This is a genomic window from Bradyrhizobium erythrophlei, from assembly GCF_900129425.1.
Classification (GTDB): Bacteria; Pseudomonadota; Alphaproteobacteria; order Rhizobiales; family Xanthobacteraceae; genus Bradyrhizobium; species Bradyrhizobium erythrophlei_C.
Genome location: NZ_LT670817.1, coordinates 6775934 through 6801350 on the forward strand (window position 1 = coordinate 6775934; position 25417 = coordinate 6801350).

At 62.7% G+C, this 25417-nt stretch carries 21 protein-coding genes; 4 read left to right on the forward strand and 17 right to left on the reverse strand.

All coding sequences use genetic code 11. The annotated features are described in order from the left end of the window. Nucleotide 1: 1 nt before the first annotated feature. Entirely contained in the window at nt 2–967 is a 966-nt protein-coding gene (locus B5527_RS32300) for a hypothetical protein (RefSeq protein WP_079605106.1), read from the forward strand. A 4-nt stretch (nt 968–971) separates the two neighbouring features. On the opposite strand, the gene sseA is transcribed toward B5527_RS32300, so the two are convergent. From sseA to B5527_RS32315, 3 genes are all read right to left on the reverse strand, one after another. Beyond that, nucleotides 972–1829 carry a 3-mercaptopyruvate sulfurtransferase gene (gene sseA, locus B5527_RS32305; protein ID WP_079605107.1) on the reverse strand — a complete coding sequence of 286 codons (858 nt, stop codon included), beginning with the start codon at nt 1827–1829 and terminating at the stop codon, nt 972–974. A gap of 118 nt (nt 1830–1947) precedes the next feature. Further along, nucleotides 1948–2364 carry a rhodanese-like domain-containing protein gene (locus B5527_RS32310; protein ID WP_079605108.1) on the reverse strand — a complete coding sequence of 139 codons (417 nt, stop codon included), beginning with the start codon at nt 2362–2364 and terminating at the stop codon, nt 1948–1950. Nucleotides 2365–2489: 125 nt separating this feature from the next. Further along, nucleotides 2490–3665, reverse strand: a complete 1176-nt coding sequence (locus tag B5527_RS32315; RefSeq protein ID WP_079605109.1) for a vWA domain-containing protein — start codon at nt 3663–3665, stop codon at nt 2490–2492. 205 nt (nt 3666–3870) lie between these two features. On the opposite strand from B5527_RS32315, the gene B5527_RS32320 reads away from it, so the two are divergent. Next, the gene (locus B5527_RS32320) at nt 3871–4713 is read left to right on the forward strand and encodes an AAA family ATPase (protein WP_079605110.1); all 843 of its coding nucleotides are present in this window, start codon (nt 3871–3873) and stop codon (nt 4711–4713) included. A gap of 939 nt (nt 4714–5652) precedes the next feature. On the opposite strand, the gene B5527_RS47900 is transcribed toward B5527_RS32320, so the two are convergent. From B5527_RS47900 to B5527_RS32330, 3 genes are all read right to left on the reverse strand, one after another. After that, entirely contained in the window at nt 5653–5736 is an 84-nt protein-coding gene (locus tag B5527_RS47900) for a DUF3309 family protein (protein WP_425305116.1), read from the reverse strand. Nucleotides 5737–6119: 383 nt separating this feature from the next. Then, nucleotides 6120–6545 (reverse strand): DUF4399 domain-containing protein, encoded by a 426-nt coding sequence (locus B5527_RS32325; protein WP_079605111.1) that lies wholly within the window; start codon nt 6543–6545, stop codon nt 6120–6122. Between the two features lie 20 nt (nt 6546–6565). Then, nucleotides 6566–8188 carry an SUMF1/EgtB/PvdO family nonheme iron enzyme gene (locus tag B5527_RS32330; RefSeq protein WP_079605112.1) on the reverse strand — a complete coding sequence of 541 codons (1623 nt, stop codon included), beginning with the start codon at nt 8186–8188 and terminating at the stop codon, nt 6566–6568. Between the two features lie 1208 nt (nt 8189–9396). On the opposite strand from B5527_RS32330, the gene B5527_RS44755 reads away from it, so the two are divergent. After that, on the forward strand, nt 9397–9732 hold the full coding sequence (locus B5527_RS44755; protein ID WP_154072639.1) for a hypothetical protein: 336 nt from the start codon (nt 9397–9399) through the stop codon (nt 9730–9732). Nucleotides 9733–10407: 675 nt separating this feature from the next. On the opposite strand, the gene B5527_RS32345 is transcribed toward B5527_RS44755, so the two are convergent. The 5 genes from B5527_RS32345 to B5527_RS32365 form a co-directional block, all read right to left on the reverse strand. After that, nucleotides 10408–10866 carry a VOC family protein gene (locus tag B5527_RS32345; protein ID WP_079605115.1) on the reverse strand — a complete coding sequence of 153 codons (459 nt, stop codon included), beginning with the start codon at nt 10864–10866 and terminating at the stop codon, nt 10408–10410. Between the two features lie 352 nt (nt 10867–11218). Beyond that, the gene (locus tag B5527_RS32350; RefSeq protein WP_079605116.1) at nt 11219–12280 is read right to left on the reverse strand and encodes a ketopantoate reductase family protein; all 1062 of its coding nucleotides are present in this window, start codon (nt 12278–12280) and stop codon (nt 11219–11221) included. A 122-nt stretch (nt 12281–12402) separates the two neighbouring features. Then, entirely contained in the window at nt 12403–13401 is a 999-nt protein-coding gene (locus tag B5527_RS32355) for an aldo/keto reductase (protein WP_079605117.1), read from the reverse strand. Between the two features lie 112 nt (nt 13402–13513). After that, the gene (locus B5527_RS32360) at nt 13514–13750 is read right to left on the reverse strand and encodes a hypothetical protein (RefSeq protein ID WP_079605118.1); all 237 of its coding nucleotides are present in this window, start codon (nt 13748–13750) and stop codon (nt 13514–13516) included. 993 nt (nt 13751–14743) lie between these two features. Next, nucleotides 14744–15580: an XdhC family protein gene (locus B5527_RS32365; protein ID WP_079605119.1), complete on the reverse strand. Its 837-nt coding sequence runs from the start codon at nt 15578–15580 to the stop codon at nt 14744–14746. Between the two features lie 227 nt (nt 15581–15807). Here B5527_RS32365 and B5527_RS32370 point away from each other — a divergent pair, with 227 nt between their 5' ends. Continuing rightward, nucleotides 15808–17028, forward strand: coding sequence for an integrase core domain-containing protein (locus tag B5527_RS32370; RefSeq protein WP_245332352.1), 1221 nt, complete (start codon nt 15808–15810; stop codon nt 17026–17028). A gap of 100 nt (nt 17029–17128) precedes the next feature. Here the strand turns inward: B5527_RS32370 and B5527_RS32375 are convergent, their stop codons facing one another. From B5527_RS32375 to B5527_RS32405, 6 genes are all read right to left on the reverse strand, one after another. Next, complete coding sequence (locus B5527_RS32375) at nt 17129–18337, reverse strand: vWA domain-containing protein (protein WP_079605120.1); 1209 nt, start codon at nt 18335–18337, stop codon at nt 17129–17131. After that, nucleotides 18334–19206, reverse strand: a complete 873-nt coding sequence (locus B5527_RS32380) for an AAA family ATPase (RefSeq protein WP_079605121.1) — start codon at nt 19204–19206, stop codon at nt 18334–18336. Before B5527_RS32380 ends, B5527_RS32375 begins: the two co-directional genes overlap by 4 nt. Nucleotides 19207–19590: 384 nt before the next feature. After that, nucleotides 19591–22011, reverse strand: coding sequence for an aerobic carbon-monoxide dehydrogenase large subunit (locus tag B5527_RS32390; RefSeq protein ID WP_079605123.1), 2421 nt, complete (start codon nt 22009–22011; stop codon nt 19591–19593). Beyond that, on the reverse strand, nt 22008–22508 hold the full coding sequence (locus tag B5527_RS32395) for a (2Fe-2S)-binding protein (RefSeq protein ID WP_079605124.1): 501 nt from the start codon (nt 22506–22508) through the stop codon (nt 22008–22010). The genes B5527_RS32390 and B5527_RS32395 overlap by 4 nt, the downstream gene beginning before the upstream one ends. A 187-nt stretch (nt 22509–22695) precedes the next feature. Beyond that, nucleotides 22696–23559 (reverse strand): FAD binding domain-containing protein, encoded by an 864-nt coding sequence (locus B5527_RS32400; protein WP_079607680.1) that lies wholly within the window; start codon nt 23557–23559, stop codon nt 22696–22698. Nucleotides 23560–23994: 435 nt separating this feature from the next. Then, the gene (locus B5527_RS32405) at nt 23995–25218 is read right to left on the reverse strand and encodes an MHYT domain-containing protein (RefSeq protein ID WP_079607681.1); all 1224 of its coding nucleotides are present in this window, start codon (nt 25216–25218) and stop codon (nt 23995–23997) included. Nucleotides 25219–25417: the final 199 nt, after the last annotated feature.

The following is a 25417-nucleotide window of genomic DNA, read 5'->3' on the forward strand; positions in this document are numbered from 1 at the left end:
CATGCTGCCCGGTTTCCGTTTTCTGTTCGCCGCGATCCTATTGTCGATGTCGATCCTGGTCTTCGGCCTGGGCGCGGTGGCACTGTTGCGCGCGGCCCACGAGGAAGTTGCCAGTACACCATCGTGGCGCGCCGCTCCCGAAACCATGTTTGCGCAGCAGAAGGAAGTCACACCACCGGTTCTGGCGATGCTGCTCGTCGAACCGGCGGTCGCAGAGAAAGCGCCGGATGATGTTCCAGCGGTGCCGCCAGCCGAGCCGGTGGCCATCGTTTCCCCGCCGGACGAGCCAGCGCCGGTTTCAACACCGGTCGAGCCCGCGGCGCCCGTTTCAACACCCGCCGAGTCCGCGGCGCCCGTTTCAACACCCGCCGAGTCCGCAGCGCCCGTTTCAACACCGGTCGAGCCCGCAGCGCCCGCTTCAACACCCGCCGAGTCCGCAGCGACCGTCTCGGCGCCGGCCGAGCCCGAAAGCACCGCCGCGCTGAAGCCGGATGAGGCGTCGGTGCCAGAGACCGCGAAATCCGAAGCCCCGGTCGCGGAAACTCCGGCACTTACCGAGGCAACACCCGCTCGAACCGATCCACCCGCTGCCGCCGACGACACCACGATCGCGGTCTCGGAGCCTGTCCCGCCGCCGGCGCAAGTTGCGGCGCCGGCGAACGATGCTGTCCCAGCCGCATCCGAACCGGCCGCATCGGAGCAAACGAGCACGACCGTCTCCCCGGAAGTCGGAATGACCTCGACGAAAATCGCCACGCTTGGTGGCCCGCCCGTCACCATCGGGGCGCAGTCGCCGGCAAAAGCTGCAGGCGCCAAGCCTGATCCGGCCGCCATCAAGAAACGCCAGCAGGCACGGCGGGCGGCACAGCGCCGCAGGATGGCGGCGCGGGCGCGGCTCGCGCAACAGGCACAACAGCAGGCCGCCAACCCGTTCGCGCAGCCGGTGGCACCCGCTCCCAAGCGCTGAAGTCTCAGGCCGGGCCGGTTGCGACCGGCGGCCCGTCGGGCAGGCCCCATTCGGCCCACGAGCCATCGTAAAGCGCGCTGCCGCGCACGCCGAGCCGATACAGCGCCAGCGTCAACACCAGCGCGGAGACGCCGGAGCCGCAGGTCGTCACGATCGGTTTTGCCAAATCGACGCCGGTGCTGCTGAAAGCCTGGCGCAACTCTTCCAGCGGCTTCATCGCGCCGGTCGCGGGATCGAACAATCCGGCATAGGGCACGTTGCGGCTGCCCGGGATATGACCGGAGCGGCGGCCCGGCCACGGCTCGGCCACCGTGCCCTCGAAACGCGGACGCGGCCGCGCATCGACCAATTGCTCGGCCTGCGTTTCCAGATTGCCAACCAACTGCTGCTGGCTGCGGATATAGGCTGGATCGAGGCTCGCCCGAAATTTTCCGGGCTTCGGGATCACCTTGCCGGAATGGGTGGGGCGTCCTTCGCGCAGCCATTTCTGCAAGCCGCCATCGAGCACCTTCACGTTGCGATGGCCGAACGACAGGAACATCCACCAGGCCCGGGGCGCTGCGACCCAGGCGCCGGAATCGTAGGCGACCACGGTATCGCCGTTGGAAATGCCCAGCGCGGCGACGTCGCGGGCGAACTGCTCTGCGCGCGGATACATATGCGGCCGCGGATCGTTGGGATCGGCGATACTGCCGACATCGAAAAACACCGTGCCCGGAATATGCGCGCCGAGATAATCGTCCGACGGCAGCGGCAGCACGCCCGGCATCTTGTAGGACGCGTCGATGATCTTGATCCTGGGATCTTCGAGCCGGGCGGCAAGCCAATCGGTGGAGACGAGCGGATCGTCGGTGGGTGGCATTGGAATATCCTTTTGTCATTCCGGGATGCGTGCGAAGCACGCAGACCCGGAATCCAGAAGTTATGACTGCGAGATTCCGGGTTCGCGCTGCGCGCGCCCCGGAATGACGAAACGAATACTAACCCTTCGCCGGCTTCGGCTCGACCTTCTCGACCGGGCCGCCGGCATCGCGCCAGGCGGCGAAGCCGCCGCCGATATGCGCGACCGGTTTCAGTCCCATGTCCTGCGCGGTTTTCGCCGCCAGCGCCGAGCGCATCCCGCCGGCGCAATGAAAGATGAACTTCTTGTCGCTCTGAAAAATCGGCTTCGCATAGGGGCTGGCCGGATCAATCCAGAATTCCAGCATGCCGCGGGTGCAGGAGAAGGCGCCGGGAATCCGCCCCTCGCGCTCGATCTCGCGGGGATCGCGGATATCGACGATCACGACGTCATCGTTGTGGGCGATTTCAATGGCTTCGGAAGCGCTGAGGGTTTCGATCTCCGCATTGGCCTCGTCGATCAGCGATTTGATTCCGCGGTGGATGGTCTGGGGCATTTTTCACACCTCCCTTTTTCCGTCGTTCCGGGGCGATGCGAAGCATCGAACCCGGAATCTCGATCGAATTTTTATTACATCGAGATTCCGGGTTCGCGCTGACGCGCGCCCCGGAATGACGATATCTACCGCACCAGTTCCTTCATCGCGCCTTCCAGACCTTCGATCGTGATCGGGAACATGCGCTGCGAAAACAGCCGGCGAATGATGGTGGTCGATTCCGAATAATCCCAGTGCCGCTGCGCCACCGGATTGAGCCACACCGCGTGCGGATAGGTGCGCGTGATGCGCTCGAGCCAGACCGAGCCGGCCTCCTCGTTGACATGCTCGACCGAGCCGCCGGGCACCATGACCTCGTAAGGGCTCATCGAGGCGTCGCCGACGAACACCACCTTGTAGTCGTGCGGATATTTATGCAGCACGTCCCAGGTCGGGGTGCGATCGGTGAAGCGGCGGCGGTTCTGCTTCCACACGCCCTCATAGAGGCAGTTGTGGAAGTAGAAATATTCCATGTGCTTGAATTCGCTCTTCGCCGCCGAGAACAATTCCTCGACCTGCTCGATGTGCGAATCCATGGACCCACCGATGTCGAAGAACACCAGCACCTTGACCGCGTTGCGCCGCTCGGGGCGCATATGGACGTCGAGATAGCCGTGGTTGGCGGTCTCCTTGATCGTGGTGTCGAGATCGAGTTCGTCGGGCGCGCCGGTGCGGGCGAATTTGCGCAGGCGCCGCAGCGCGATCTTGATGTTGCGGATGCCTAGTTCAACGTTGCCGTCGAGATCCTTGAACTCGCGGCGGTCCCACACCTTCACGGCGCGGAAATTGCGGTTCTTCTCCTGCCCGATCCGGATGCCTTCGGGATTATAGCCCTCCGCGCCGAACGGCGAGGTGCCTGCGGTGCCGATCCATTTGCTGCCGCCCTGGTGCCGGCCTTTCTGCTCCTTCAGGCGCTGGCGCAGGGTCTCCATGAGCTTGTCCCAGCCCATCGCCTCGATCTGCTTCTTCTCTTCCTCGGTGAGATATTTTTCCGCGAGCTTCTTCAGCCATTCGGCCGGAATATCCGCCTTCTCCATGGCGTCGAGCAGGCTCTCCAGCCCCTTGAACACGGTACCGAACACGCGATCGAACTTGTCGAGGTTGCGTTCGTCCTTCACCAGCGAGACGCGCGCGAGATAGTAGAAATTCTCCACCGTCTGCTCGGCGAGGTCGGCGTTGAGCGCCTCCATCAGCGTCAGATATTCGCGCAGGCTCACCGGGACCTGAGCGTCGCGCAGCGATGTGAAGAATTGCAAGAACATGAATGACAGATTGCCCGCCGGACCCGGGACGTCAAGGGTAGAGAAGCCTAGACCTGCGGGGTTTTTCAATTAGAATTGACTGCAGAAGACCTTTTCCCCACCCCCGCAATGAGCGCCAATCTGGTGTCGGGACGCCAGCTGTCGTTTCCTGCACAAGCCAAGGCGCGCCTCGGCGCTCAAGACTGAACAACAGGGCAGATACTCGATGAAATTTACCGGCACCAAAGACTACGTCGCCACCGACGACCTCAAGATCGCCGTCAACGCCTCGATCGTGCTCGAGCGCCCGCTCCTGATCAAGGGCGAGCCCGGCACCGGCAAAACCGTGCTGGCCGAGGAAGTCGCCAAGGCGCTCGGCGCGCCGCTTCTGACCTGGCACATCAAGTCCACCACCAAGGCGCAGCAGGGTCTCTACGAATACGACGCGGTGTCGCGGCTGCGCGACAGCCAGCTCGGCGATTCCAGGGTTTCCGACATCGGCAATTACATCCGGCGCGGAAAATTGTGGGAGGCCTTTACCCACGACAAGCGCCCGGTGCTGCTGATCGACGAAATCGACAAGGCCGACATCGAATTTCCCAACGACCTTCTGCTCGAACTCGATCGCATGGAGTTCTTCGTCTACGAGACCGGCGAGAACATCAAAGCCAAGCTGCGGCCGATCGTGATGATCACCTCGAACAACGAGAAGGAATTGCCGGACGCGTTCCTGCGGCGCTGCTTCTTCCACTACATCAAGTTTCCCGACGTCGACACCATGAACCGGATCGTCGACGTGCATTTTCCCGGCATCAAGAAGCGCCTGGTGGAAGAGGCGCTGCGGATCTTTTTCGAGGTGCGCGAAGTGCCCGGCCTGAAGAAGAAGCCCTCGACGTCGGAACTGCTGGACTGGCTGAAACTCCTGCTCAACGAGGACATGACCCCGGAAATGCTCAGGGAACGCGATCCGCGCAAGCTGATCCCGCCGCTGCACGGCGCGCTGCTGAAAAACGAACAGGACGTGCATCTGTTCGAGCGGCTGGCGTTTCTCAGCCGCAGGGAAGTGTGAGGGAATCAGCCCTCTCGGAAATCGTGGTTGCGCAATCGTAGGGTGGGCAAAGCGCAAGCGAGCCCACCATTTTGAGCGGTACTGATACCGATCCTCGAAAAGATTGACTGGTGGTGTCATTGCCGGGCTCGACCCGGCAATCCATCCTGCTTCAAAAAACGTTTTACGTAGAAGATGGATGCCCGGATCAAGTCCGGGCATGACGAATGTGTTTGCGTTGCGCATTGCCTTGAAACAACCGGTCTTGTTTTTCGCACAACTCCGCGATCTCGCCGCATGTTTCGCGCGAGGTTTGGCCTGCTCGTTTCGCCCTCTGCAATCAGAGGGCGCAGGGAATGCCGGGCGCCCGATGCGCCCGAGAGCCGCGTGTGCAGGGGTAGTGGTAGAACGCACACGCGTAATCAGATCACACCGGAATCACCCGGCATTCCCCGCGCAATGGTTTACGGCTTATACGCGCTCTCCCCGGTGATCGGCTTGTTGACACCGTCACTGGCGAAAAACTCCGCCAGCTTGACGCCTGCGTCGAGGCGTCAGGACCACACGACTTCGCCGTCCGCAAGGCGCGCCCTCGTCAGAAGCACAGCCCGCGTCCACCGCATCCAAGCCCCGCGTTGGTGACGTTGCGCAACGCCCCTCTGTTGGGACAGGACAGCGGCGGATATACAAGCGATTTGGGTCTTCGGAAAACCAGAATATTTTTTCAAAAGGGGCTGGACACATCGCGGACGCGGTCGAGCACTGATTTGCCCGTCAGGCGGGCTGGCAAGTATCCGTGTGTACGCGACGGCCTCGTCGCCGGCGCGGTGACCGGTCCTATCGCGCTCGGCGTTCTCCGCAGCCAATCGCGATCGGTTCAGGAATTGCGGCTTGCGGTGAATGTCCCGTGACTAGACAGGAATTCGATAACACCGCAGAGCACGCGAAAGAGTCAGTTCCTCACCAATGACCTCGACTGCGACCCCAGTATCCGCCACCACCGAACAAGAGCACCAGTACAACGATAATCAGAAGCAATTCCATGGGATTTCTCCGTTGATGCCGAATGGCATTATTTGTCGCGTAGCTAACTACTCAACGGCGTCTCCAAAGTATTGTTCCCGATCAACGTGCAACCTCCCCGACTTGCGTTGCGGGGGACGTGAGCAATTTCGCTCGGTCTTCACTCGACTTCAGGTGAGCAATAGTGACCGGCAATTCCGTAACTCAGAGCATACGCGCCCGGTATCCGCGGGCCAATTTAAGGACGCAAAAGCGCTCAGGCTGGGCTTGACGTCAAGTCGATGCCGGTCGGGACAAGCAGGTCGAATTTGCGATGCGACGGCTGGTGAACGTGGGTGCCAAAATGCGCAAAACTTTATGATTATGGCCGGCTTGAATCTGAATAAGAAACAATCAAACCAATTCTACTTGATCCTGATGGTAATCTTGTCCGAAACCACCGGCGGGTTGAACGGATAGTGACTTGCGTCGCCCAGCACGAGTTGAAGCGTATGTTTGCCGGGTGGCAGTTCAATACGCGCCTCGGTTTGACCAGCTCCAAAATGAAGATGTGACTTGTCTTGTGGAATCGGTTCCTTGGGATCGATCGGTTCATTCACATCAACCAGCAAATGGTGATGGCCGCTGTTTTGATAGTTATCGCCGGCATGGGTTACTCCCATGTTGCGCAGACCGAAGCGGCACCAAAACCCGCCTTTGATCGTCGCGCCGTTCTGCGGCCACACGAAATAAAGCTGGGCATCCTTTGGCGCGGGCCTTCCCTGGGCATAGGCAGCAAATGACAGACAAGTCAGGACCGCGGACAACGCGATGAGGCGGGTGACCTTCATGACTCAACATCTCCTGGCGTTCATGGGGGAGACAGTGCGATGCGGAATCCATGGGTCGGATATCGCACGTTGGTGTCGTAGCTGTCACGGTTTGATGGCCGGACATACTGCGCGTCATTCCTCCACGAACCGGACCGGATGACGTGTGAGCCGCATTCGCCCTCGAGCCACGCCGAACCGTCCGCCGGAGCGCCGTGGTAATTTTTGTGCCAGCAGTCCTCGGCCCACTGATCGACGCCGCCACCCATATCATACAGTCCGAACGGGTTTGGCCTGAAGCTGCCGACCTTGATCGGTTGCTCGGCGAGTGCGACGTCATTGCAATTCTTGCAATTGGCCATGCCGGATTGAAGCTGATCACCCCACCAGTACTTTGTTTGCGTGCCTCCGCGCGCGGCATACTCCCATTCGGCCTCGCTTGGCAGCCGGTATGGCTTGCGCGTCGCGTCCGCGAGCCACGCGACATACTGCTTGGCGTCAGTCCAGCTTACGTTCGTGACGGGCGCATCATCCTTGCCGCTTGCCACGAACGCACACGCCTTCGCAGCAGCGCACGCGTTCCATTCGCGCACGGAGATGGGATACCGACTGATGGCAAACGGCTTGATCGTGACCTGGTGCGTTGGCTTCTCGGTGACGTCGTCATTGCTCCCCATCGTGAAACTGCCGCCCCGGATCGTGGTCATCTCGGGCTCATGGAGCCCCGACGCCGGCGGTGCTGCGGGCTGCGCTGATTGTTGGGTGGTTGTTGCGACCGAAGGAGCCGGCGTGGGTGCCACCGAAGGAGCCGGCGTAGGCGCCGGCGCAGGCGCCGCTTGCTGCGGAATTGGCGCTACGGCGGGAGCAGGCTGAGGTTGCCGCGTTGCCGGTGTGATGGCAGGGCCGGGCAACGGGGGCGCGGTCGGTATCGCCGTCGGAGGCGAGACCGAAGCTGACGTCTGGTTCCCCACTTTGCCACGCGGTTGCAGCAGCAGGTACCAGAGGACGCCGCCAGCGATGACCAGCAGCGTAAGGCTCAGCAAAAAAATCAGAACATTCTCGCGCCGCTTCCTGGTCCTTTGGAAGGCCGCCGGATCGGGAAGCACCCGATAGACCCTCACCGGATCGGTGATGTTCTTGACCTTGCGATCGCCAAGCGACTCGTATCCGCAAACCAGTTTGTGTTTTATCTGCTCGTAAATGCCGCCAGAGATGTAAACCTGGCCGGGATCGGCAATACCCTCGAGGCGTGAAGCCACATTGACGCCGTCACCGTAAACGTCGTCTGGCTCGATGATGACATCGCCAAGATTGACACCAATCCGATATTCGATCCAGTGATGCCTCGGCAGCGAGGTGTTGCGTCCGACCATGTTTTGCTGGATGACGATGGCGCAGCGCACGGCCTCGACGGGACTGTCAAAGATTGCGATAAAACCGTCGCCGGTGGTCTTGACGAGCTTTCCGTGGTTTTCTGCAATGCTGGGCTCGATGAGATCGCGCTCGATCCGCTTCACGCGATTATGCGTTCCTTCTTCATCAAGTTCCATCAAGCGGCTGTAGCCGGCAATATCGGCAGCGACAATCGCAGCCAGACGACGCGGCATTGAATCGCGTGGAGGCTCACCGCTCCGGCCCGTTTTGAAATCCCGAATTTCGGCCATGGCTCGGACTGGGTCTCCATAAACTGCAAATGGCAGTGTTAGGGCCACACAACTTCCGAAAGCAAACTTGCTGCTGGCACGATATCATATTGCCAGTTTGGGACAAGTTAATCGGGCGGGATTGGCGGCGACCACGGCGGGTCAAAACGCCGCTCTAATAGTCGGGCGGCTACTTCCGTATCTGCTTCATCAAACAGACATTGCGCGATGTCCGTCGGCAAATCTCAAAAGTTGCAAAGATCTCAAAAGTGACAGGAGGAGACGTGCCTGCCCGCAGAAATTCAACGGACATCTCCGGCGCAACAATCCCGGCTACGGCCTACACGGCGATCACGCAATTACGACCTTCACGTTTCGCGCGGTAGAGCCGCTGATCGGCGACACCCAAACGAGTCGAGCGTATCTCCATCGCGCCCAAACTCCGACACCCCGATGCTGACGGTGATCTTGATCGGCGGCGGAATTCCGACATCGAATGTATCGTCGAGATGGCCGATCGAAGACGCTCGCCGACCGCGCAAGCCGCATCGCGCGATACGGAATAGGACGCGAAACCCAAGGCAGGCACACAGGTGCAAGTGCGCGCGTGGTTGTGTGTCTGGATTGCAACAAACATTTTGTTTCTCGCATGGAACAGAACCTTGGACTCCACAACGGAGGCAAGCTTTAGATAATCTCGAAATACCGGGGCCGAGCGAGTTATTTTCAGATTCAATAGATTTTGAGCCCGGCGACCGCTGGACATTTTTCCAGCGGTCTTTTCATTGCCGTGAGCGCGGTCGTGCTTGCTGGGGATTTTATAATGCTGTTTCGGGGGAGTCTGTTCGCATGGCAATCGAGAAGCTGAGAGACGAAAGCATTTTGCGGTTTTATGACGCCATCCGCAGAGAGGTCGAAGCTGACCGGAGTTACAAGCGCAAATTCATGATCGGCACTTCCGTAAGGCAATATGCCGAGGCTTTGCGCGTCGAAATGACCAGACGGCGATTGCGGCACACGCCTATTGAGTGGCATCGAGATCGGTGACGCAGGCCCTCTCGGGCGGTACGCGCTCTCTCATCTTCCCGCCCCGCTCTCCGCGCTGGGCACCGCGTTGGGTGCAGCGCAGCGAGACTATAATTTCAGCTTGCGCCGCGATAAGCGGAGAGGAAGACTTCAGGACGGCAGCTTGTAGAGCTGGGGCTGAAGGCGAAACCGAAGGGCTACCGATGGGTTCCCGCGGTACGAAAGGCACTCCTGCAGACGTTCCGACCACGTCGGAAACGGAGGAGCCCTATGGCCTGGCGCGACCGGCTCCGGCAAAAGAAAAGAAGACTGCCGAGGAACTGGCGGCGATGATCCGCCAGGATTTGAGCAAGGTGGACGGCTGGCCAGAACGGGGTGTCAGCGTAACCGTCTATGGTCTTAACCCGTGGAATTCTTTGCTCGCGTTTGGCGTCGACGCCGGCCCCGTTCCCAATAAGGTCGATCTACAGAATTTTTGCGACATCATCACCGAGCGGCTGAAGCGGTTGTACGACGTCAGGGTTGTCGAGCCGCCTTAGTCCATCCCCCTCAGTTGAGCGGCAGCCACACAATGTCGCACGGTCCGTTACAGCCGTTGCAGTGGGCTGGTTGGCGGAAGGTGCTGGCCAATTGCCATTCCTGCGATTCATTGCTCCACTGAGCAACGGCATGAGAGACGATATCATCCGAGTGGCAACTGGAGCATACGGGTGTCGACCGTACCGCCAGCCGCTTGGCGAACTGTGCGGGCTGTGCGGGCTGTGCGGGCTCCGGATTGGGACTAAACGGATTGAGAAGCAATGCTTGTCTCATATTCTTCCCCGACGACATGAACTCAGACCTTACCCAGCCGAATTTAACTCTTGAGTGATGATTCTGTCTTGGCCGCAGCTTCTCACGGCTGTGGATTGTGGCTTTCTGCATCCCGCTGTGGCGCGCCGAGCACAGCATGGATGCGGCGGGAGCGTGCCGTACTCTCAGCCACTGATAGACGCCGACCTGCAGCTTCCGAATTCAAACTAGGCCACAGGCGCGAGATAGACCGGTACCCAAAGCGGAGCGCTGTCTCAATTCGGAAACTCGCAATCGTGAAACAGGACACCGAGCCCGAAGCCCAGCTTCGCCCGTATCCATGGCGGCGACCCATCATGCGACGCGCAGCGGAGCCGAGGTAGCCGACATCACATCGGCCACCTCAAAAATAGATCGCAACCCTAGGCCGCTTTGCCCTTTTGCTGCTTGTGGAAGGCCTCGGCCCGTTTTGCCAGTTCCTTCGGCTCAACGTCTTCCTTGTGGGTCGCGATGAACCAGCTATTGCCCGAGGGATCCCTGACACCGCCGCCGCGGTCGCCGTAGAACATGTCCATCGGCTCCATGACATTGCTGCCGCCGGCCTTGATCGCTTGCTGGTACACGCTGTCGACGTCCGGAACGTAGATGTAGAGAGTCGAAACCGTCGCCTTCGCCATTTCGTTTTCCTCGGCAATCATGACGTGGGAATCACCGATAGTGACCTGCGCGTGCATGATCGACCCGTCCGGCCGCTTGATGGCGTCGTGCGACAGCTTGGCCCCGAACGCCTGCATCAGGAATTCGATAACCTTGGGGGCGTTGCGAACCGTCAAATACGGCGTGACAGTGTGGTAGCCGTCCGGAATGAATTTTACACCCATGATTGGCTCCCATGTTGGTGAGATGCCAAACGTTGCTCCGGAATTTTGAGGTTTGTGTGCCGCCCCTGTGAAGATATGGCGGCGGCAGGCGGCGGAACCGGCCGCGATGCAGGCGCTGTCAATGGTCGCAGAACATCGCGGCCCAACGACGCTCGCGCACATCCGCACCGCTTGAGCGGAGGTCGATGAGATCAGCAGCGGAGCGCGCAAGACAAAGCAATCGGGGTCAAATCGATAAACACGATGGGCCTGATAAACGCGGCGCGTCTGATTTGTTTCCAAATATTTCTTTGCCACAAATAAGAAATTTTTTGAATTACACTGCAATGTTCAGACGGCAGCTATCCGGCGCTCAGTTCAGCCGCAGCTCCGTGATGTGCCGCGGATCCGGGTTCAGCTCGCCACGTTCCACGCGCGTGACGAGGTCCGTCAACACCGCATTGGCGCTGCAGGCGAGGCCGACCTTCTCGCCTTCGCGCACCACGAAGCCGTTGAGGAATTCGATCTCGGTGCGCCGGCCTTTCTGCATGTCCTGGCCCATCGAGGGACGCTGCGCGGAGGAGGTGCGCTTGCCGTCCTCAAAGCGCTGCGCGTCGCAGGCGCGCATCGCCGCCTCGTCGCCCTCGCCCGCCCGCGCGATCGTCTCGGGCGGCAGATGCAAAATCTCCTCCAGCTGATAGCCGTGCGCCTGTCCAACGCGGATCGCCTCGCTGCCGAGCCGGGTGGAGAAGCGGCGGATCGGCTCGCTCTGCAGCATCTCGCCGCCGGGCAGGCCGGTGCAGGCGGAAAGCCCGTTGCCCATGGCGTTGGCGACCAGTTTCGACCAGCGCTCGCCCCACAGATTGCCGGTTACCTTGGCGCTGTCGGCGTAGCCGACCAGGCGGCGGATTTCTTCCGCCCGTTGCGTGATGCGGCCGTGCACTTCTCCGGTGCGAAACACGGTGTGCGCCGCTCCGCCCTTGCCGGCGCCGCGATGGATGTGGCCCGGCTCGGGCAGGTTGACCGTGATGCTGCTGGCGATGCAGCCGAGCGTCTTGCCCCAGCCGACGATGCCGGCAATGGTCTCTTCGTTCATGCAGTTCTGCAGCGACACGACGAAGCCGTCCGGCGCCAGATACTGCCGGATCAGCATGGTGGCCCAGGCCGTGTCGTAGGATTTCATGCACACGAAGGCGATGTCGACCGGCGTCTCCCGGGCCAGCTGCTGCGCGTCCGTGACGTGAAGCGCGCGCACCGGAACGGAGAACTCAGCGACGTCCCTGGCGTGGGTGACGCGCAGGCCGTGCTTCCTCATGTGCTCGACATGCTCGGGCCATGGATCGATGAACGTGACGTCCTCGCCCGCCTGCACCATATGCGCGCCGGCATACCCGCCGACGGCACCCGCTCCGACGATAGCGATCTTCCGACCCATGCTTTCCTCCCGGCTTCTTTTGCCGCCGAGGCTAGCGCACCGACCGGGCTCGTCACAACGGTCTTGGGCCGCGGTCTACGCTGATGCCCTGCGCGGCCCGCGCAATGCTGCAACCCCGGCGATCATCGTGGTTCGCCGGAGAATGCCTGCCGCAATGCCGACAGCCGGTCGAGCGCCGCCGGCGGCAGCGGGCCTTTTTCGACGGCGGCGAGCGCGTCCTCGAACTGCTGCGGCGTCGCCATGCCGACCAGGATCGTGCCGACAGCCGGATGCGACAGCGCAAACCGCGTGGCGGCTTCGGTCAGGCTGGCGGCGAACCCCTCCCTGACCAGCGGCATCAGCCGGCGGGCGCGATCGACATCGGCGTCGTAGCTCATGGCCGAACCGATCGGCTCGGGCGCCGGGCCCGCAATCGGGTGACGGTCGGTCGAGCCCGACAATGCGCCGCCGGCCAGCACGCGGATGCCCACCACGCCGACGCCGGCGGCCTGGGTCGAATCGAACAATCGCCCATAATCCTGTGCCGGATAGTTTGGCGGCAATGGCTCCGATGCAGATGGATTGAGCATGTTGTAGACGATTTGGGCACTGTCGAAGGCGCGCGCGTCGATCACTTGCCGCAGTGCCGCCGTGTCGCCGATGGCCGTCATCCCGAGGAAACGAATCTTGCCCTGCGCGCGCAGGCGCTCGAACGCCGGGACCACGTCGCCGAGCACCTGCCGGACGCTCAGCGCCGGTCCGCCTCCCGTCTCGGTAACCGGATTGTGCAGATGAAAGATGTCGACCCGCTCAAGTCCCAGTCGCGCCAGACTGCCTTCGAGCGACAGCGTCACGGCGTCGGCAATGCGTCCGAACTCGCCGGGCGGCACCCGGACCTTGGTGCCGACGGCGACGTTGGCGGGTTTGAGCTTTTGCAAAACGCGGCCAAGGTTCTTTTCGGATTCGCCATCGCCGTACTGCACGGCTGTGTCGAAGTAGTTCACGCCGGCGGCGATCGCCCGCGCGATGGTGCGCTCCTGCTCGGCAGGATCGCCGCGCACCATAAATCCGCCCACGGCGCCGCAGCCGAAGCCCAGCACCGAGAGCCGCATTCCCGTGCGCCCAAAGACCCGCAATTGCATCGTTGTTCCTCCGAGTGATGGCGTAGACGATACGCCAGACTACGCCACGGAGTACATGCGGCCAACGCCCCTGCAGAGCCCGGACCCTGGGGGCTGCGAACTCCGGCAGCGGTCAGGAATTGACGTGCGGGGTGTAATGACCGGCCGCGCATTTAAAGCGCTGGAGCGTCCAGTCGGTTCGATAGATCGGATGTTCGGACATCCATTTTGCGACGCCGATCTCGCCTTCGATCATGCAGCTCTGGAAGGAGATCTCGCTTTTTGAGCTGTCGGTGACAATTTCTTCGACACAAGCGCCGGGAGATCCCGACGAAACATGACAGAGCACGGCCACAAGCGTCACAAACATGATTTCTCCTAACCCCGGCTGGTATCGCTAAGCAAAGTTGATGCCAACCGTGTCGAGGATACCGGCGGACGGGCGGGCGGCTGCGAAGGAATCTGGATGGCGCCGGCCCTGGACACCGCCTCGGCCGTGACCATCCTCGCGCTGGCGCTCGCCCGCGAATCGTTACTCGGGCCGAAATCGTTGAAAAGGACGACAGTCTGGCCTGTGATGGCGACAAATAGGGCCACTGTCACAGGCACCCAAGCGCGCTGGCCTTTTCTTTGAGCGTACATCTGCCTGTCTCCCGAATCCGTTGCTTCCCAGGCGCATCACCCGACCGCTCATTCGAGGCGTTGCAGGAGGGATCGAAGATGCAATTGATCGCCGATGCGCTTGCAATCGATGTAGGCTCGCGATCCGCCGGCACCATTAAATTGCGTTTTATTCGGCGCGCCCTTGCTGGCCATCGCTGCCGGCGCAGGTGGGATTATCTCTTCACAACTCGATGTACGTATGTATGTTTAGAAACGATTAAGCCCTGTCCAGCATATTGGGCTTTGAAGGTGCTCATCGGCGCGGCGGTAGCCGGGCGCCTTCTGAATGTCACATCCGACGGCTCTCGAATAGAGCCAGCACCCGGAATGACCAGCGCGATCATGGAGGCTCTCAAGGGCCTCCCCTCTTGAGCCGAGGACGCGCAGCAAAATGAAACGGTACGAATGGAAATCCCTTCTTCTTCTGGAATGGGATCGTTGGCTTCAGACTGAGTCTATTGAACCACCAGCGCCAACTGCAAAAGACACATTAAAGTTTTTTTGCGAGCTTCAGGACAGGCGATCTCCTCTTTTGGATTTCCGGCCAAGGCGACACGACAAGTGGCGAGTTATCCATGCTTTGCTGCTGAGCGAAGAGCGCGTCTCCGATTGACGCCAACCAGGCATCAACTGGATGGCTTCGGCGAGCTTGTCATCGGGCGGCGCTTTGCGCCGACCCGTCGGCTCGCAATGACTGCCGCTATGCGACTTGCAGCTTCCCCGCCCCGCGCTGCCCGCGCCTCCGCTCCACCGTGATCTCCGCCAGAATCGACATCGCGATTTCCTCGGGGGTGATGGCGCCGAGGTCGAGGCCGGCCGGCGCCTTGACGCGGTCGAGCGCTGAGGCGTCGATGCCTTCGGCGATCAGTTTTGCGTGCAGTGCCGCCATCTTGCGACGGCTGCCGACGAAGGCGTGGTAGGCGGCCTCGGTCGATACTGCCGCGCGCAGTGCGGCTTCGTCGCCCTTGCCTTGGGTCGAGACCACGACGAAGCGTTTCGCCTCATGCAGCTTGCCGAGCGTGTAGCCCTCGATCAGCATGTCGGCGTCGGGCGTGTCGGTGATCTCAGCCACTGGCGCTGCGACCGTGACGTGATAACCGAGCTGGCGTGCCTGTGCCGCCAGCGACAGCGCGACCGGGCTGACGCCGAGAATGACCAGCGAGGGATGCGGCAGCACCGGTTCGACGAACACGTCCATGGTGCCCTTGCTCGGGCACATGTTCTCTGCGAAGCGCACGCCGTCGCGGTTCTCGCCGGGCCTGACGCCGAGTTCGGCCAGAAGATTCTCCGGCTGCACCGAGACCATACGCGGCTCGCCGTCAGCCAGCGCGTCGCGCGCCGCCTTGAGCACCGCGCCGCGGGCGCAGCCTCCGCCGATCCATCCCGCGACGATGGTACCGTCAGGCCGGATGATCGCCTTGGCGCCGGCCTTGGCCGCGGTCACCGACACCGTGCGCACGACGGTAGCCAGCACAAAAGTTTCCTCGGCGGCCGTGAGCCGGGCCACCAGGTCCATCACTTCGACATGTTTTGTCATGGGCGGGCCTCCTGCGACGGCTTCACTTCACCTCTCCCGCTTGCGGGGGAGGTCGACACGCTCGGCAGCAGCCGAGCGTGTCGGGTGGGGGAAATCTTTCGCCAACGTCGGCGCTCGCTGGTACGGACCGGATAGATTCCCGACATTTTAGACCGGGATGATTCCCGACAGGTTTCAGAATGCGCCGGAGGGAGGACCCTTCGATGCCATTTAGAGAGACCGGTCGGATGGAAGAGCGTATTCGGATGTTTTTGGAGTACGAGAGCGGGAACTGGAGCGTATCGGAGGTGTGCCGGCGCTACGGGATTTGCCGCGACACGTTTTACGAATGGCGCAAGCGGAAAGAGAGCGGCGATCCGGCCTGGTTTCAGGACCGCTCGCATGCGCCCTTGCAGTGTTGGCAGACCACGAACGGTGCGATTGCAGAGAAGGTGATCGCGGCGCGGCGGCGATTTCCGTATCTGGGGCCGCGCAAGCTGTTGGCGGTGCTTGATCGGGATGCCCCCGAGATCGCCTGGCCTGCCGCCTCGACGATCGGGGACATTCTCAAGCGCGCAGGCTTGGTCTCGCCGGTGAAGCGGCGCCGTCGCCCGCTCGACCAGCGGCGGCCCTGCACGCCGGTGACGAGCGCCAATGATGAGTGGAGTACGGACTTCAAGGGCTGGTTTCGCACCCGCGACCAGCGGCGGATCGATCCCTTGACGGTAGCAGACAGTCACAGCCGTTTTCTGATCGAACTCCGCATTGTCGCCCCCACTATTGAGGGCGTTCGCCCCTGTTTTGAACGGGCTTTCCGTGAGCATGGCCTGCCGCTTGCGATCCGCTGCGACAATGGTTCGCCGTTCGGCTCGCGTGGCCCGGGCGGTCTCACCCGGCTGTCGGCCTGGTGGATGAAGCTCGGCATCACACCGCACTTCATCCATCCCGCCTCGCCGCAGGAGAATGGCCGACACGAGCGCATGCACCGCACGCTGAAGGCACAGACCTCGGTCCCGCCAGCCAGCAACGCACCCGAGCAGCAGGCCCGCTTTGACATGTTCCGAAAGCATTACAACGAGGAACGTCCGCACGAAGCGCTGGACCAACGGCCGCCGGCAGAGTTCTACAGCCGCTCCCCGCGCACCATGCCGCCGCGCGCGGAAGATCCCTGGTACGACGCCGATCATCAGGTCCGTCGCGTCCGCGGCAACGGCGAGATCAAATGGAAAGGCGAGTTTGTATTCATCGGTGAAGCGCTGGTGGATGAACTTGTTGGCGTTGCTGAGCTCCAGACCGGTGACCACATCGTGCGCTTCTGCGATCTGGACATCGGCCTCATCGATCGCCGCGGCCTGTTCACCCGGTTCGCTCCGCTTCGTGAGCGGCTCCGCGACCCGGGTGAACAGGCCGCTCAACCCAAACTGTCGGGGATCATGCCGGTCCAAAGTGTCGACAATCATGCCGGTTGAACCGCTGAGGCACCCCCACCCCTGCCCTCCCCCGCAAGCGGGAGAGGGGGCGCACTTTCGTTGCCGCAACAACTCGATCCATCTCATCTCATCATCCCTCTCACAGCTTCGCCAGATAGGGCTCCAGCTCGGCCAGGCTTTTCAGCGTATTGGCGGGCGCGTAGAGATCGACGTGCGGCAATGCGGCCTTGATGCCGGCGGCTTCGGGCGCATAGCCCTGCCATGCCATCATCGGATTGAGCCAGACGATGCGGCGGCAGCGCTTTGCCAAAGCCGCCATCTCGCGGCCCAGTAAGGCGGCGTCGCCGGTCTCGTAGCCGTCGGACACGATTATCACGCAGGAGCGCGAATGCAGCACGCGCGCGGCGTGCCAGCGATTGAAAGTCTGCAAGGACTCGCCGATTTTGGTGCCGCCGCCGGCGCCCTGCGCCATGATCGACAGACGATCGAGCGCGCGGCCCGCATCCTTTTCCTTCATCGCGTCGGAGACGTAAGCAAGCCGGGTGTGGAACAGGAACGCTTCGGCTTGCCGAAACTCATCCAGCACGCCGTGGATAAATCGCAGGAATACGCCGGTGTACATGCTCATCGAGCCGGAGGCGTCGAGCAGCACCACCAGACGCAGCGGCTTCTCCTTGCGCTGCCGCTTGACCAGGCTGATCGGCACCCCGCCATGGCTGATATTGCCGTGGATGGTCCGGCGCAAATCGAGCCGGTAGCCGCTCCGCCGCGCCAGGTCGCGGCGGGTCAGCCGGGTGCGCATGGTCTTGGCCAGTTGCGCCGCCACCGCATGCGCCTGCTCGATCTGATCGGGGTCCGCCATCTTGCGGAAATCGATTTCCGCAAGATTGTCGGCGCGCGAGGCGCCTTCCATGCGACCCTCGCCGCCGCGCTGCTCCGGCGCTTCGTCGGCCGATGGAATCTGGTCGGTGGCGGCTTCGCGTCCGGCGCGCTCGGACCTGTTGTCCTGCAGGCTCTTCAGCGACGGACTGTTGGCCGCCTTCGCCGCGCCCGTGGTCAGGGATCGCGATCGCACCCGCTTGCCGAGCCAGAACGCGTCGAACAGCCCGTCGAATTTCTCCCAGTCGGATTTTCGCGCCGAGAACAAATGCTTGAACGCGGTGCGCAACAGCGCCGGTTTTTCGGCATAGCCCGCCGCCATCAACACCGCGGCGTCGCGGCCTTCATGCAGGCCGACTGTGAAGGCGTTGTCGCGCAAGGTCCTCAGGAACGCCGCAAGCTTGCCGGCGACGAGGCGGGAGACCTCGTCGATCTCGTCATATCCGGGATCGGGACCGCAGCAGCTCATGCGACCTTCCCCAGCAGGCGTTCGGTGACCTCGCGCGTCACCCGCGACTTGTCCTCGTGGGTCTTGAGCAGGCACATCAGGGTCTCGTGAACCGTCTCGGGGACCTCGAGCAGGTCGCGGACGTCGAGCCCGACCAATGCCGCCGCCCAGTCCAGCGTCTCCGCGACCCCGGGGACCTTGCGCAGCTCCTCTTTCCGGATGTTCTCGACCATGCGCGCGATCTGCAGCGACAGTGACGCGCCGGCGCCCGATATCCGCGCCATGATGATGCGGGCCTCGCGATCGACATCGGGATAATCGACATAGTGATAGAGACAGCGACGGCGCAGAGCGTCGGACAGTTCGCGGGTGCCGTTCGAGGTCAGGACCACATGCGGGATCGTGGTGGCCCGGATCGTGCCGAGTTCGGGGATCGAGACCTGGAAGTCGGACAAGAGTTCGAGCAGGAACGCTTCGAACTCGTCGTCGGCGCGGTCGATCTCGTCGATCAGCAGCACCGGCGGCTTGTCGCGGCGGATCGCGGCCAAGAGCGGCCGTTCCAGCAGGTATTTTTCCGAGAAGATCTGATCCTCGATGGTATCGGCCTGCGCGCCGTGATGGGCCTGGATCGCCAGCAGCTGGCGCTGGTAATTCCATTCATAGAGCGCGGCCGATTGATCGAGCCCCTCGTAACACTGCAGCCGGATCAGCTCGGTCGCGTGCACCGTCGCCAGCGCTTTTGCCACCTCGGTCTTGCCGACGCCCGCTTCGCCTTCCAGCAGCAGCGGGCGCCGGAGCAACTGCATCAGCGAGATCGCGGTCGCAAGTTCGCCGTCGGCGATATAACCGCAAGCCGCCAACGCCTGCGCGATCTCCTCGCGATTGTTCATTGGTACTGCCTACCCGTCATTGCGAGGAGCGAAGCGACGAAGCAATCCATTCTTTCTTTCCTTTGAGGCATGGATTGCTTCGCTGCGCTCGCAATGACGGCGGGGTGTGCAAAGCGCTCCTCACCATGAGGTGCGTCCTCTCCCCTCCCCCCGCGAAGCGGTGGGGAGGGGTCGGGGGTGGGGGGTCTATCGGCTGGGACCGATGCTTCGGCGCATGCCGCGCCACCCCCCACCCCCGACCCCTCCCCGCCACGCGCGATGCGCGTGGAGGGAGGGGAGAAAAGGACCTCGTCCATTTCGTCATTGCGAGCGAAGCAATCCAGCTTTGCTGCGACGAAGGAAGCTGGATTGCTTCGTCGCTTCGCTCCTCGCAATGACGCATCGCTACGCGAACACTCCCAAATTCTTCGCCGCACGCCAGTTGCGCCAGTAGTCGTGCGGCATTTGGATGTGGGTGCTCCCCAGGAACGAGAAGGCGTCGTTGACGGCGTTGGAGAACGCAGGCACGCCGCCGACATTCGGGCTCTCGCCGACGCCCTTGGCGCCGATCGGGTGGTGCGGCGACGGCGTCACCGTGAAGTCGGTCTCCCAGTGCGGCGTCTCGACGGCGGTGGGCATGAAGAAATCCATGAACGAACCGGTCACCACATTGCCGGCGTCGTCGTAGCGGATCTCCTGGCCCATCGCGATCGCGAACGCTTCGGTCAGGCCGCCATGGACCTGGCCCTCGATGATCATCGGGTTGATGCGGGTGCCGCAATCGTCGAGCGCGTAGAACCGCCTGATCCTGGAGACCCCGGTATCGACGTCGATGTCCATCACGCAGATATAGGCGCCGAACGGATAGGTCATGTTGGGCGGATCGTAATAGCTCACCGCCTCCAGCCCCGGCTCCATGCCCGGCGGCACCGAATTGTAGGCCGCCCAGCAGATGTCCTTCATCGACATGGATTTCTCCGGCAGGCCCTTGACGCGGAAACCGTCGATATCCCATTCGAGATCGCCTTCGTGCACTTCAAGCTTGTAGGCGGCGATCATCTGCGCCTTGGCCTTGATCTTGCGCGCGGCCATGGCGATCGCGGCGCCCGCCACCGGCGTCGAACGCGACCCGTAGGTGCCGAGCCCGTAGGGCGCGGTATCGGTATTGCCCTCCTCGACCATGATGTCGTCGGCGGGAATGCCGATCTCGGTGGCGATGATCTGCGCCCAGGTGGTCTCGTGACCCTGGCCGGTGCTTTTCGTGCCCACCCGGGCAATGCCGGCGCCGGTCGGATGCAGGCGGATTTCGCAGGAATCGAACATCGCGATGCCCAGGATGTCGCAATTCTTCGACGGCCCGGCGCCCACGATCTCGGTGAAGAAGGACACGCCGAGGCCCATGATCTCGCGGGTCTCGCCGCGCTTGAACGCTTCGCGCTGCGCCGCCTGCTCCTTGCGCAGGCCGGCATAGTCGACCGTCTCCATCATCTTGCGCATCGCGGTGTGGTAGTCACCGGAATCGTATTCCCAGCCGAGCGCCGAGTGATATGGGAATTGCTCCGGCCTGATAAAATTCTTCAGCCGCAACTCGGCCGGGTCCATGCCGAGTTTCTGGGCGAGGATGTCCATGCCGCGCTCGATGCAGTAGGCCGCCTCCGTCACCCGGAACGAGCAGCGATAGGCGACGCCGCCCGGCGCCTTGTTGGTGTAGATGCCGTCGACCGACAGATGTGCGACCGGGAAGTCATAGGAGCCGGTGACAATGTTGAAGAACCCGGCCGGCCATTTCGACGGATCGGCGCAGGCGTCGAACGCGCCATGATCGGCCAGCACATGGACGCGCAAGCCGGTGACCTTGCCCTCTTTGGTCGAGGCGATCTCGGTCGTCATGTGGTAGTCGCGCGCAAAGGACGTCGCGGTGAGGTTCTCGATGCGATCCTCGACCCATTTGACCGGCTTGCCGGTGACGATCGAAGCCACCGCGGCGCAGATATAACCGGGATAGGCGCCGACCTTGTTGCCAAAACCGCCGCCGACATCGGGCGAGATCACATGGATCTTGTGTTCCGGGATCTTGGCGATCAGCGCCACCACGGTGCGGATCACATGCGGCGCCTGGAAGGTACCCCAGATCGTCAACTCGCCCTTGATCTTGTCGAATGAACACACGCACTGGCAGGTTTCCAGCGGCGACGGATGGGTGCGGTGATAGGAGATTATCTCCTTGATCGTCACGTCCGCCTTCCTGAACGCGGCGTCGGTGAGATCCTTGTCGCCAACGGTCCACTCGAAGATGTGGTTGTGATGCTTGCGCGGGCCGTGCGCGCCCGTGGTCTTGCCGGCGAGATCCTCGCGCAGCACCGGGGCGTCGGCGTCCATCGCCTTGAACGGATCGATCACCACCGGCAGGGGCTCGTATTCGACCACGACCTTGTTGATGCCGTCATCGGCGGCGTAGCGGTCGGTGGCGACGACGAAGGCGACTTCCTGGTTCTGGAACAGCACCTTGCCGTCGGCCAGCACCATCTGCACGTCGCCGGCCAGGGTCGGCATCCAGGCGAGGTTGACGGTTTTCAGCGTCTCTGCGGTGATGACCGCGAGCACGCCCGGCACCTTCAGCGCCTCTTCCGAATTGATCGACTTGACGCGCGCATGGGCATGCGGCGAGCGGACGAAATCGCCGTGCAGCATGCCCGGCAGTTTCAGATCGTCGACATAATTGCCCTTGCCCTGGGTGAAGCGGGCGTCCTCGACGCGCTTGCGTTTGCAGCCCATGCCTTCGAGCTTGGCTTCGCGTTGTTCCCGCGTGGGAGTCATGTCGTTCATTCCGCGGCCTCCTTGAATTCGACGCCATTGATCTTGTCGGCAGCGTACTGGATCGCCCTGACGATGTTCTGGTAGCCGGTGCAGCGGCAGATATTGCCTGAGATGCCCATCCGGATTTCTTCCTCCGACGGCGAAGGATTCTCCTTCAATAGCCGTTGCGCGCGCAAAATCATGCCGGGGGTGCAGAAGCCGCATTGCAGCCCGTGCATCGTCCGGAAACCTTCCTGCAACGCCGACAGCGAACCGTCGGCGTTGGCGACGCCCTCGATGGTGGTGATCTCGGAACCCTCTGCCTGCACCGCGAACAAGGTGCAGCTTTTCACCGACATGCCGTCGAGGTCGACGGTGCAGGCGCCGCAATGGGTGGTCTCGCAGCCGATATGGGTGCCGGTGAGCGACAGGTTCTCGCGGATGAAATGCACCAGCAGCGTGCGCGGTTCGACGAGGCCTTCGACCTCGGCGCCGTTCACCTTCATGGTCACATGGGTCTTTGCCATTTTTATTCCTCCCTCAACAATCGATTCAAATGTCGGCCTTCATCCTGAGGAGCGGCCTCTTGGCCGCGTCTCGAAGGATGGCGCCGGGTGACGACAGCGCCAGCCGCCATCCTTCGAGACGCGCGCGCGAAGGGCGCGCGCTCCTCAGGATGAGGTCTGGAGCCGTTGCCGACATGCAATCGTCCTTTTAGCTGGCGCGCGCAGCGGCGCGGGTCAGCGCCCGCGTCACCATGATGCCGCCGACATGCTTGCGGTATTCCACCGGCCCGCGCGCGTCCGCGGCCGGCGACATGATTGCTACTGCCGCCGCCGCGGCCTTTTTCAGTGTGGCCTCGTCGAGGCTGGTGCCGATGACGGCCTTGGCCGCATCCGTGGCCAGCAGCGGCGTTTCATGCAGGTTGGTGAGGCCGATCGCGCAACCGGCGACCTTGCCGCCTGACATCGTCAGCACGACGGCGGCCGCGGCGGTGGCGTAGTCGCCGATCTTGCGTTTCAATTTTTCATAGGCGTAACCGTGACCGGCCGCCGGCGCGGGAATGGAAATCGAGGTCAGGATCTCGCCGGGCTCGAGGGCCGTGAAATAGGCGCCCTGATAGAATTCGGAAGCCGCGATATCACGCGCGCCTGATGTCCCTTCGAGCCGATAGCTCGCGCCCAGCGTCATCATCAGCGCCGGCATGTCGTTGCCGGGATCGCCATTGGCGACATTGCCGCCGATCGTGCCCATGTAGCGCACCTGCGGATCGGCGATCAAAAGCGCGGTCTCGCGCAGGATCGGCAGCGATTTCGCGATCTCGTCCGAGGCGAGCAAATCGTGCTGGGTGGTCATCGCGCCGATCACGATGCGATTGCCGTCGCGGCGGATGCCTTTCAACCCGTCGATCCCGTGCAGATCGACCAGATGCTCCGGGGTGGCGAGCCGCAGCTTCATCATCGGTACCAGGCTGTGGCCGCCGGCCAGCGGGCGGGCTTCGTCGCCCAGGGTCGAGAGCAATTTGACCGCATCGGCCACAGTCGCGGGCCGGTGATAGCTGAATGGACCGGGAATCATCGCTTTCCTCCATTCGTCCGCACTTTTTCGCAGCGCGTAGAACGCGCTCGGTGCGGACGTCGGCGGCAGGCTGTTCCCGGAATTTTTCGCAAGCAAGGCGGCGACAGCATGAGGATCACGGGTGAAGTAAATTCGCACGAGATGCGGCTTCGCCCGCACGAAATGCGTCAGCCTTTGCGACCTAATCGACACAGCCAACCTTCACCTCGCCCCGCTTGCGGGGAGAGGTCGAAATTCTCGCATCGCGAGAATTTCGGGTGAGGGGGACTCACCGCGGGTATTTTCTGCCTGAGAATTTTGCCGAAGCAGCCCCTCACCCGGCGCGGAGCCTGTGCCCGGACGGCGTGAAACGCCGATCCGGGTGCGCCGACCTTTCCCCGCGCAAGCGGGGCGAGGTGAAGAAACTTCGCGCTCCGTGGACCAGGGCACCCAGCCTCACGCGTGATGATTGCGCCGGGCGGCGAGACCGAGCCGGGCCTTGACCTCGGCGATCTTGGCGCGGCTCACGGGCACGCGGTGCGGCGACGGGCCGTCGAGTTCGATCACCGCGCCGTCGCCCTCCTTGCGGACGAAGCTGACATGGGGAATCGCCACGATGTGGCTGCGGTGCACCCGGACGAACAGTCCGGGATCGAGCTGGGCTTCGGCCTCCGAGATCGACCACGGGCACAGCCGCTCGCGGGTGCCGTCGTGGACCCTGGTATAATGGGCATCGGCCCGGACGCTCCGCACGTCAGCCGAGTCGATGAAATGGGTGCCGTCGGCACCCTCGACCGGCAGCCGGGGCGCCGGCGCCGGACGGGGCGGCTGGCCGAGGCCGCCGAGCGGCGCCGATATCGTCCGCTGAAATGACGCGGCGGCCGGCCCCGGTTCGGGAGCCGAAACCGGCGCGGCGGCGGCCTGCGTCACCAGATCGACTGTGATCGCGGGCCCGCTCGCCGCCCGCCGGCGTGGATCCGGCACCAGCGACAACAGGAAGCCGGCCGCGATCACGAAGCAGAGCACCGCCACCACCACCGAGAGGATTTGCTGCGACGCGGCGAGTCCTTCGGCGTGGTGATGTGTCGTCGCCGACAGCGGCACGAAATGCATGCCGTACATCGCGGTGTAGTGCATGCCGGACACCGCGATGCCGAATGCGATCGAGCTTGCGATCAGCCGGATGCCGTCCTGCCGGGCCAGGAACGCGCGCAAGCCGCCATAGGCCGCGACGATCGCAATCAGAATCGACAGCAAAACCATCGGCGTGTCGTGCTCGATGGCGAAATGGCCGGCGAGGCCGTGAATGCCGACATAATGCATGCTGGCGATGCCCGCCCCCAGCAGCACCGCCGAAGAGATCACGCGCCGCTGCGACGGTTCGCCGATGCTCAGGAAAAACAGGGAAACGCCGACCACCAGCGCGCAGATCAGGAACGACACGATGGTGGGAAGAATGAGATAGACGGTATCGGCCGGGATCGGCGCCGCCTGCATGCCGACGAAATGCATGGTCCAGATGCCGACGGCGAGGAACGCCGCGGCGCCGGACAGCAGCACGCGATGGCTCGCGTCCGGCGCGCCGCGGATGCGGGCCGCGAGGCCGAAACCGGTGTAACCACCCAGGATCGCGATCACCACCGAGAACGCGACGAGATAGGGATCGTGTCCTTCGAACATGATCGTCTCGGCCGCCCGTCTCCACGGGCGCGCCTCCTCCCGCCGCCGAGTGTACAGGCGCGTCGGCGGAAATGACAATCGAGCGAACCAATTCCTCTTCGCACGCTTGCGGGAAGAGGGTTGGGGAAGGTGGGATCTCTCTACTCAACCCAATTGTCGGTCGACATCTTAGACCGGCATGATCCCCGACAGTTCGGGC

What these genes read in the sequence shown, in the direction of transcription:
- B5527_RS32400 (WP_079607680.1), bottom strand. Translation starts at nt 23,559, where the DNA reads ATGATTCCCGGTCCATTCAGCTATCACCGGCCCGCGACTGTGGCCGAT.
- B5527_RS32345 (WP_079605115.1), bottom strand. Translation starts at nt 10,866, where the DNA reads ATGGGTGTAAAATTCATTCCGGACGGCTACCACACTGTCACGCCGTAT.
- B5527_RS47900 (WP_425305116.1), bottom strand. Translation starts at nt 5,736, where the DNA reads ATGGAATTGCTTCTGATTATCGTTGTACTGGTGCTCTTGTTCGGTGGT.
- B5527_RS44755 (WP_154072639.1), top strand. Translation starts at nt 9,397, where the DNA reads ATGGGTTCCCGCGGTACGAAAGGCACTCCTGCAGACGTTCCGACCACG.
- sseA (WP_079605107.1), bottom strand. Translation starts at nt 1,829, where the DNA reads ATGCCACCCACCGACGATCCGCTCGTCTCCACCGATTGGCTTGCCGCC.
- B5527_RS32390 (WP_079605123.1), bottom strand. Translation starts at nt 22,011, where the DNA reads ATGAACGACATGACTCCCACGCGGGAACAACGCGAAGCCAAGCTCGAA.
- B5527_RS32355 (WP_079605117.1), bottom strand. Translation starts at nt 13,401, where the DNA reads ATGCAATTGCGGGTCTTTGGGCGCACGGGAATGCGGCTCTCGGTGCTG.
- B5527_RS32320 (WP_079605110.1), top strand. Translation starts at nt 3,871, where the DNA reads ATGAAATTTACCGGCACCAAAGACTACGTCGCCACCGACGACCTCAAG.
- B5527_RS32370 (WP_245332352.1), top strand. Translation starts at nt 15,808, where the DNA reads ATGGAAGAGCGTATTCGGATGTTTTTGGAGTACGAGAGCGGGAACTGG.
- B5527_RS32325 (WP_079605111.1), bottom strand. Translation starts at nt 6,545, where the DNA reads ATGAAGGTCACCCGCCTCATCGCGTTGTCCGCGGTCCTGACTTGTCTG.
- B5527_RS32350 (WP_079605116.1), bottom strand. Translation starts at nt 12,280, where the DNA reads ATGGGTCGGAAGATCGCTATCGTCGGAGCGGGTGCCGTCGGCGGGTAT.
- B5527_RS32405 (WP_079607681.1), bottom strand. Translation starts at nt 25,218, where the DNA reads ATGTTCGAAGGACACGATCCCTATCTCGTCGCGTTCTCGGTGGTGATC.
- B5527_RS32365 (WP_079605119.1), bottom strand. Translation starts at nt 15,580, where the DNA reads ATGACAAAACATGTCGAAGTGATGGACCTGGTGGCCCGGCTCACGGCC.
- B5527_RS32380 (WP_079605121.1), bottom strand. Translation starts at nt 19,206, where the DNA reads ATGAACAATCGCGAGGAGATCGCGCAGGCGTTGGCGGCTTGCGGTTAT.
- B5527_RS32360 (WP_079605118.1), bottom strand. Translation starts at nt 13,750, where the DNA reads ATGTTTGTGACGCTTGTGGCCGTGCTCTGTCATGTTTCGTCGGGATCT.
- B5527_RS32375 (WP_079605120.1), bottom strand. Translation starts at nt 18,337, where the DNA reads ATGAGCTGCTGCGGTCCCGATCCCGGATATGACGAGATCGACGAGGTC.
- B5527_RS32330 (WP_079605112.1), bottom strand. Translation starts at nt 8,188, where the DNA reads ATGGCCGAAATTCGGGATTTCAAAACGGGCCGGAGCGGTGAGCCTCCA.
- B5527_RS32310 (WP_079605108.1), bottom strand. Translation starts at nt 2,364, where the DNA reads ATGCCCCAGACCATCCACCGCGGAATCAAATCGCTGATCGACGAGGCC.
- B5527_RS32315 (WP_079605109.1), bottom strand. Translation starts at nt 3,665, where the DNA reads ATGTTCTTGCAATTCTTCACATCGCTGCGCGACGCTCAGGTCCCGGTG.
- B5527_RS32300 (WP_079605106.1), top strand. Translation starts at nt 2, where the DNA reads ATGCTGCCCGGTTTCCGTTTTCTGTTCGCCGCGATCCTATTGTCGATG.
- B5527_RS32395 (WP_079605124.1), bottom strand. Translation starts at nt 22,508, where the DNA reads ATGGCAAAGACCCATGTGACCATGAAGGTGAACGGCGCCGAGGTCGAA.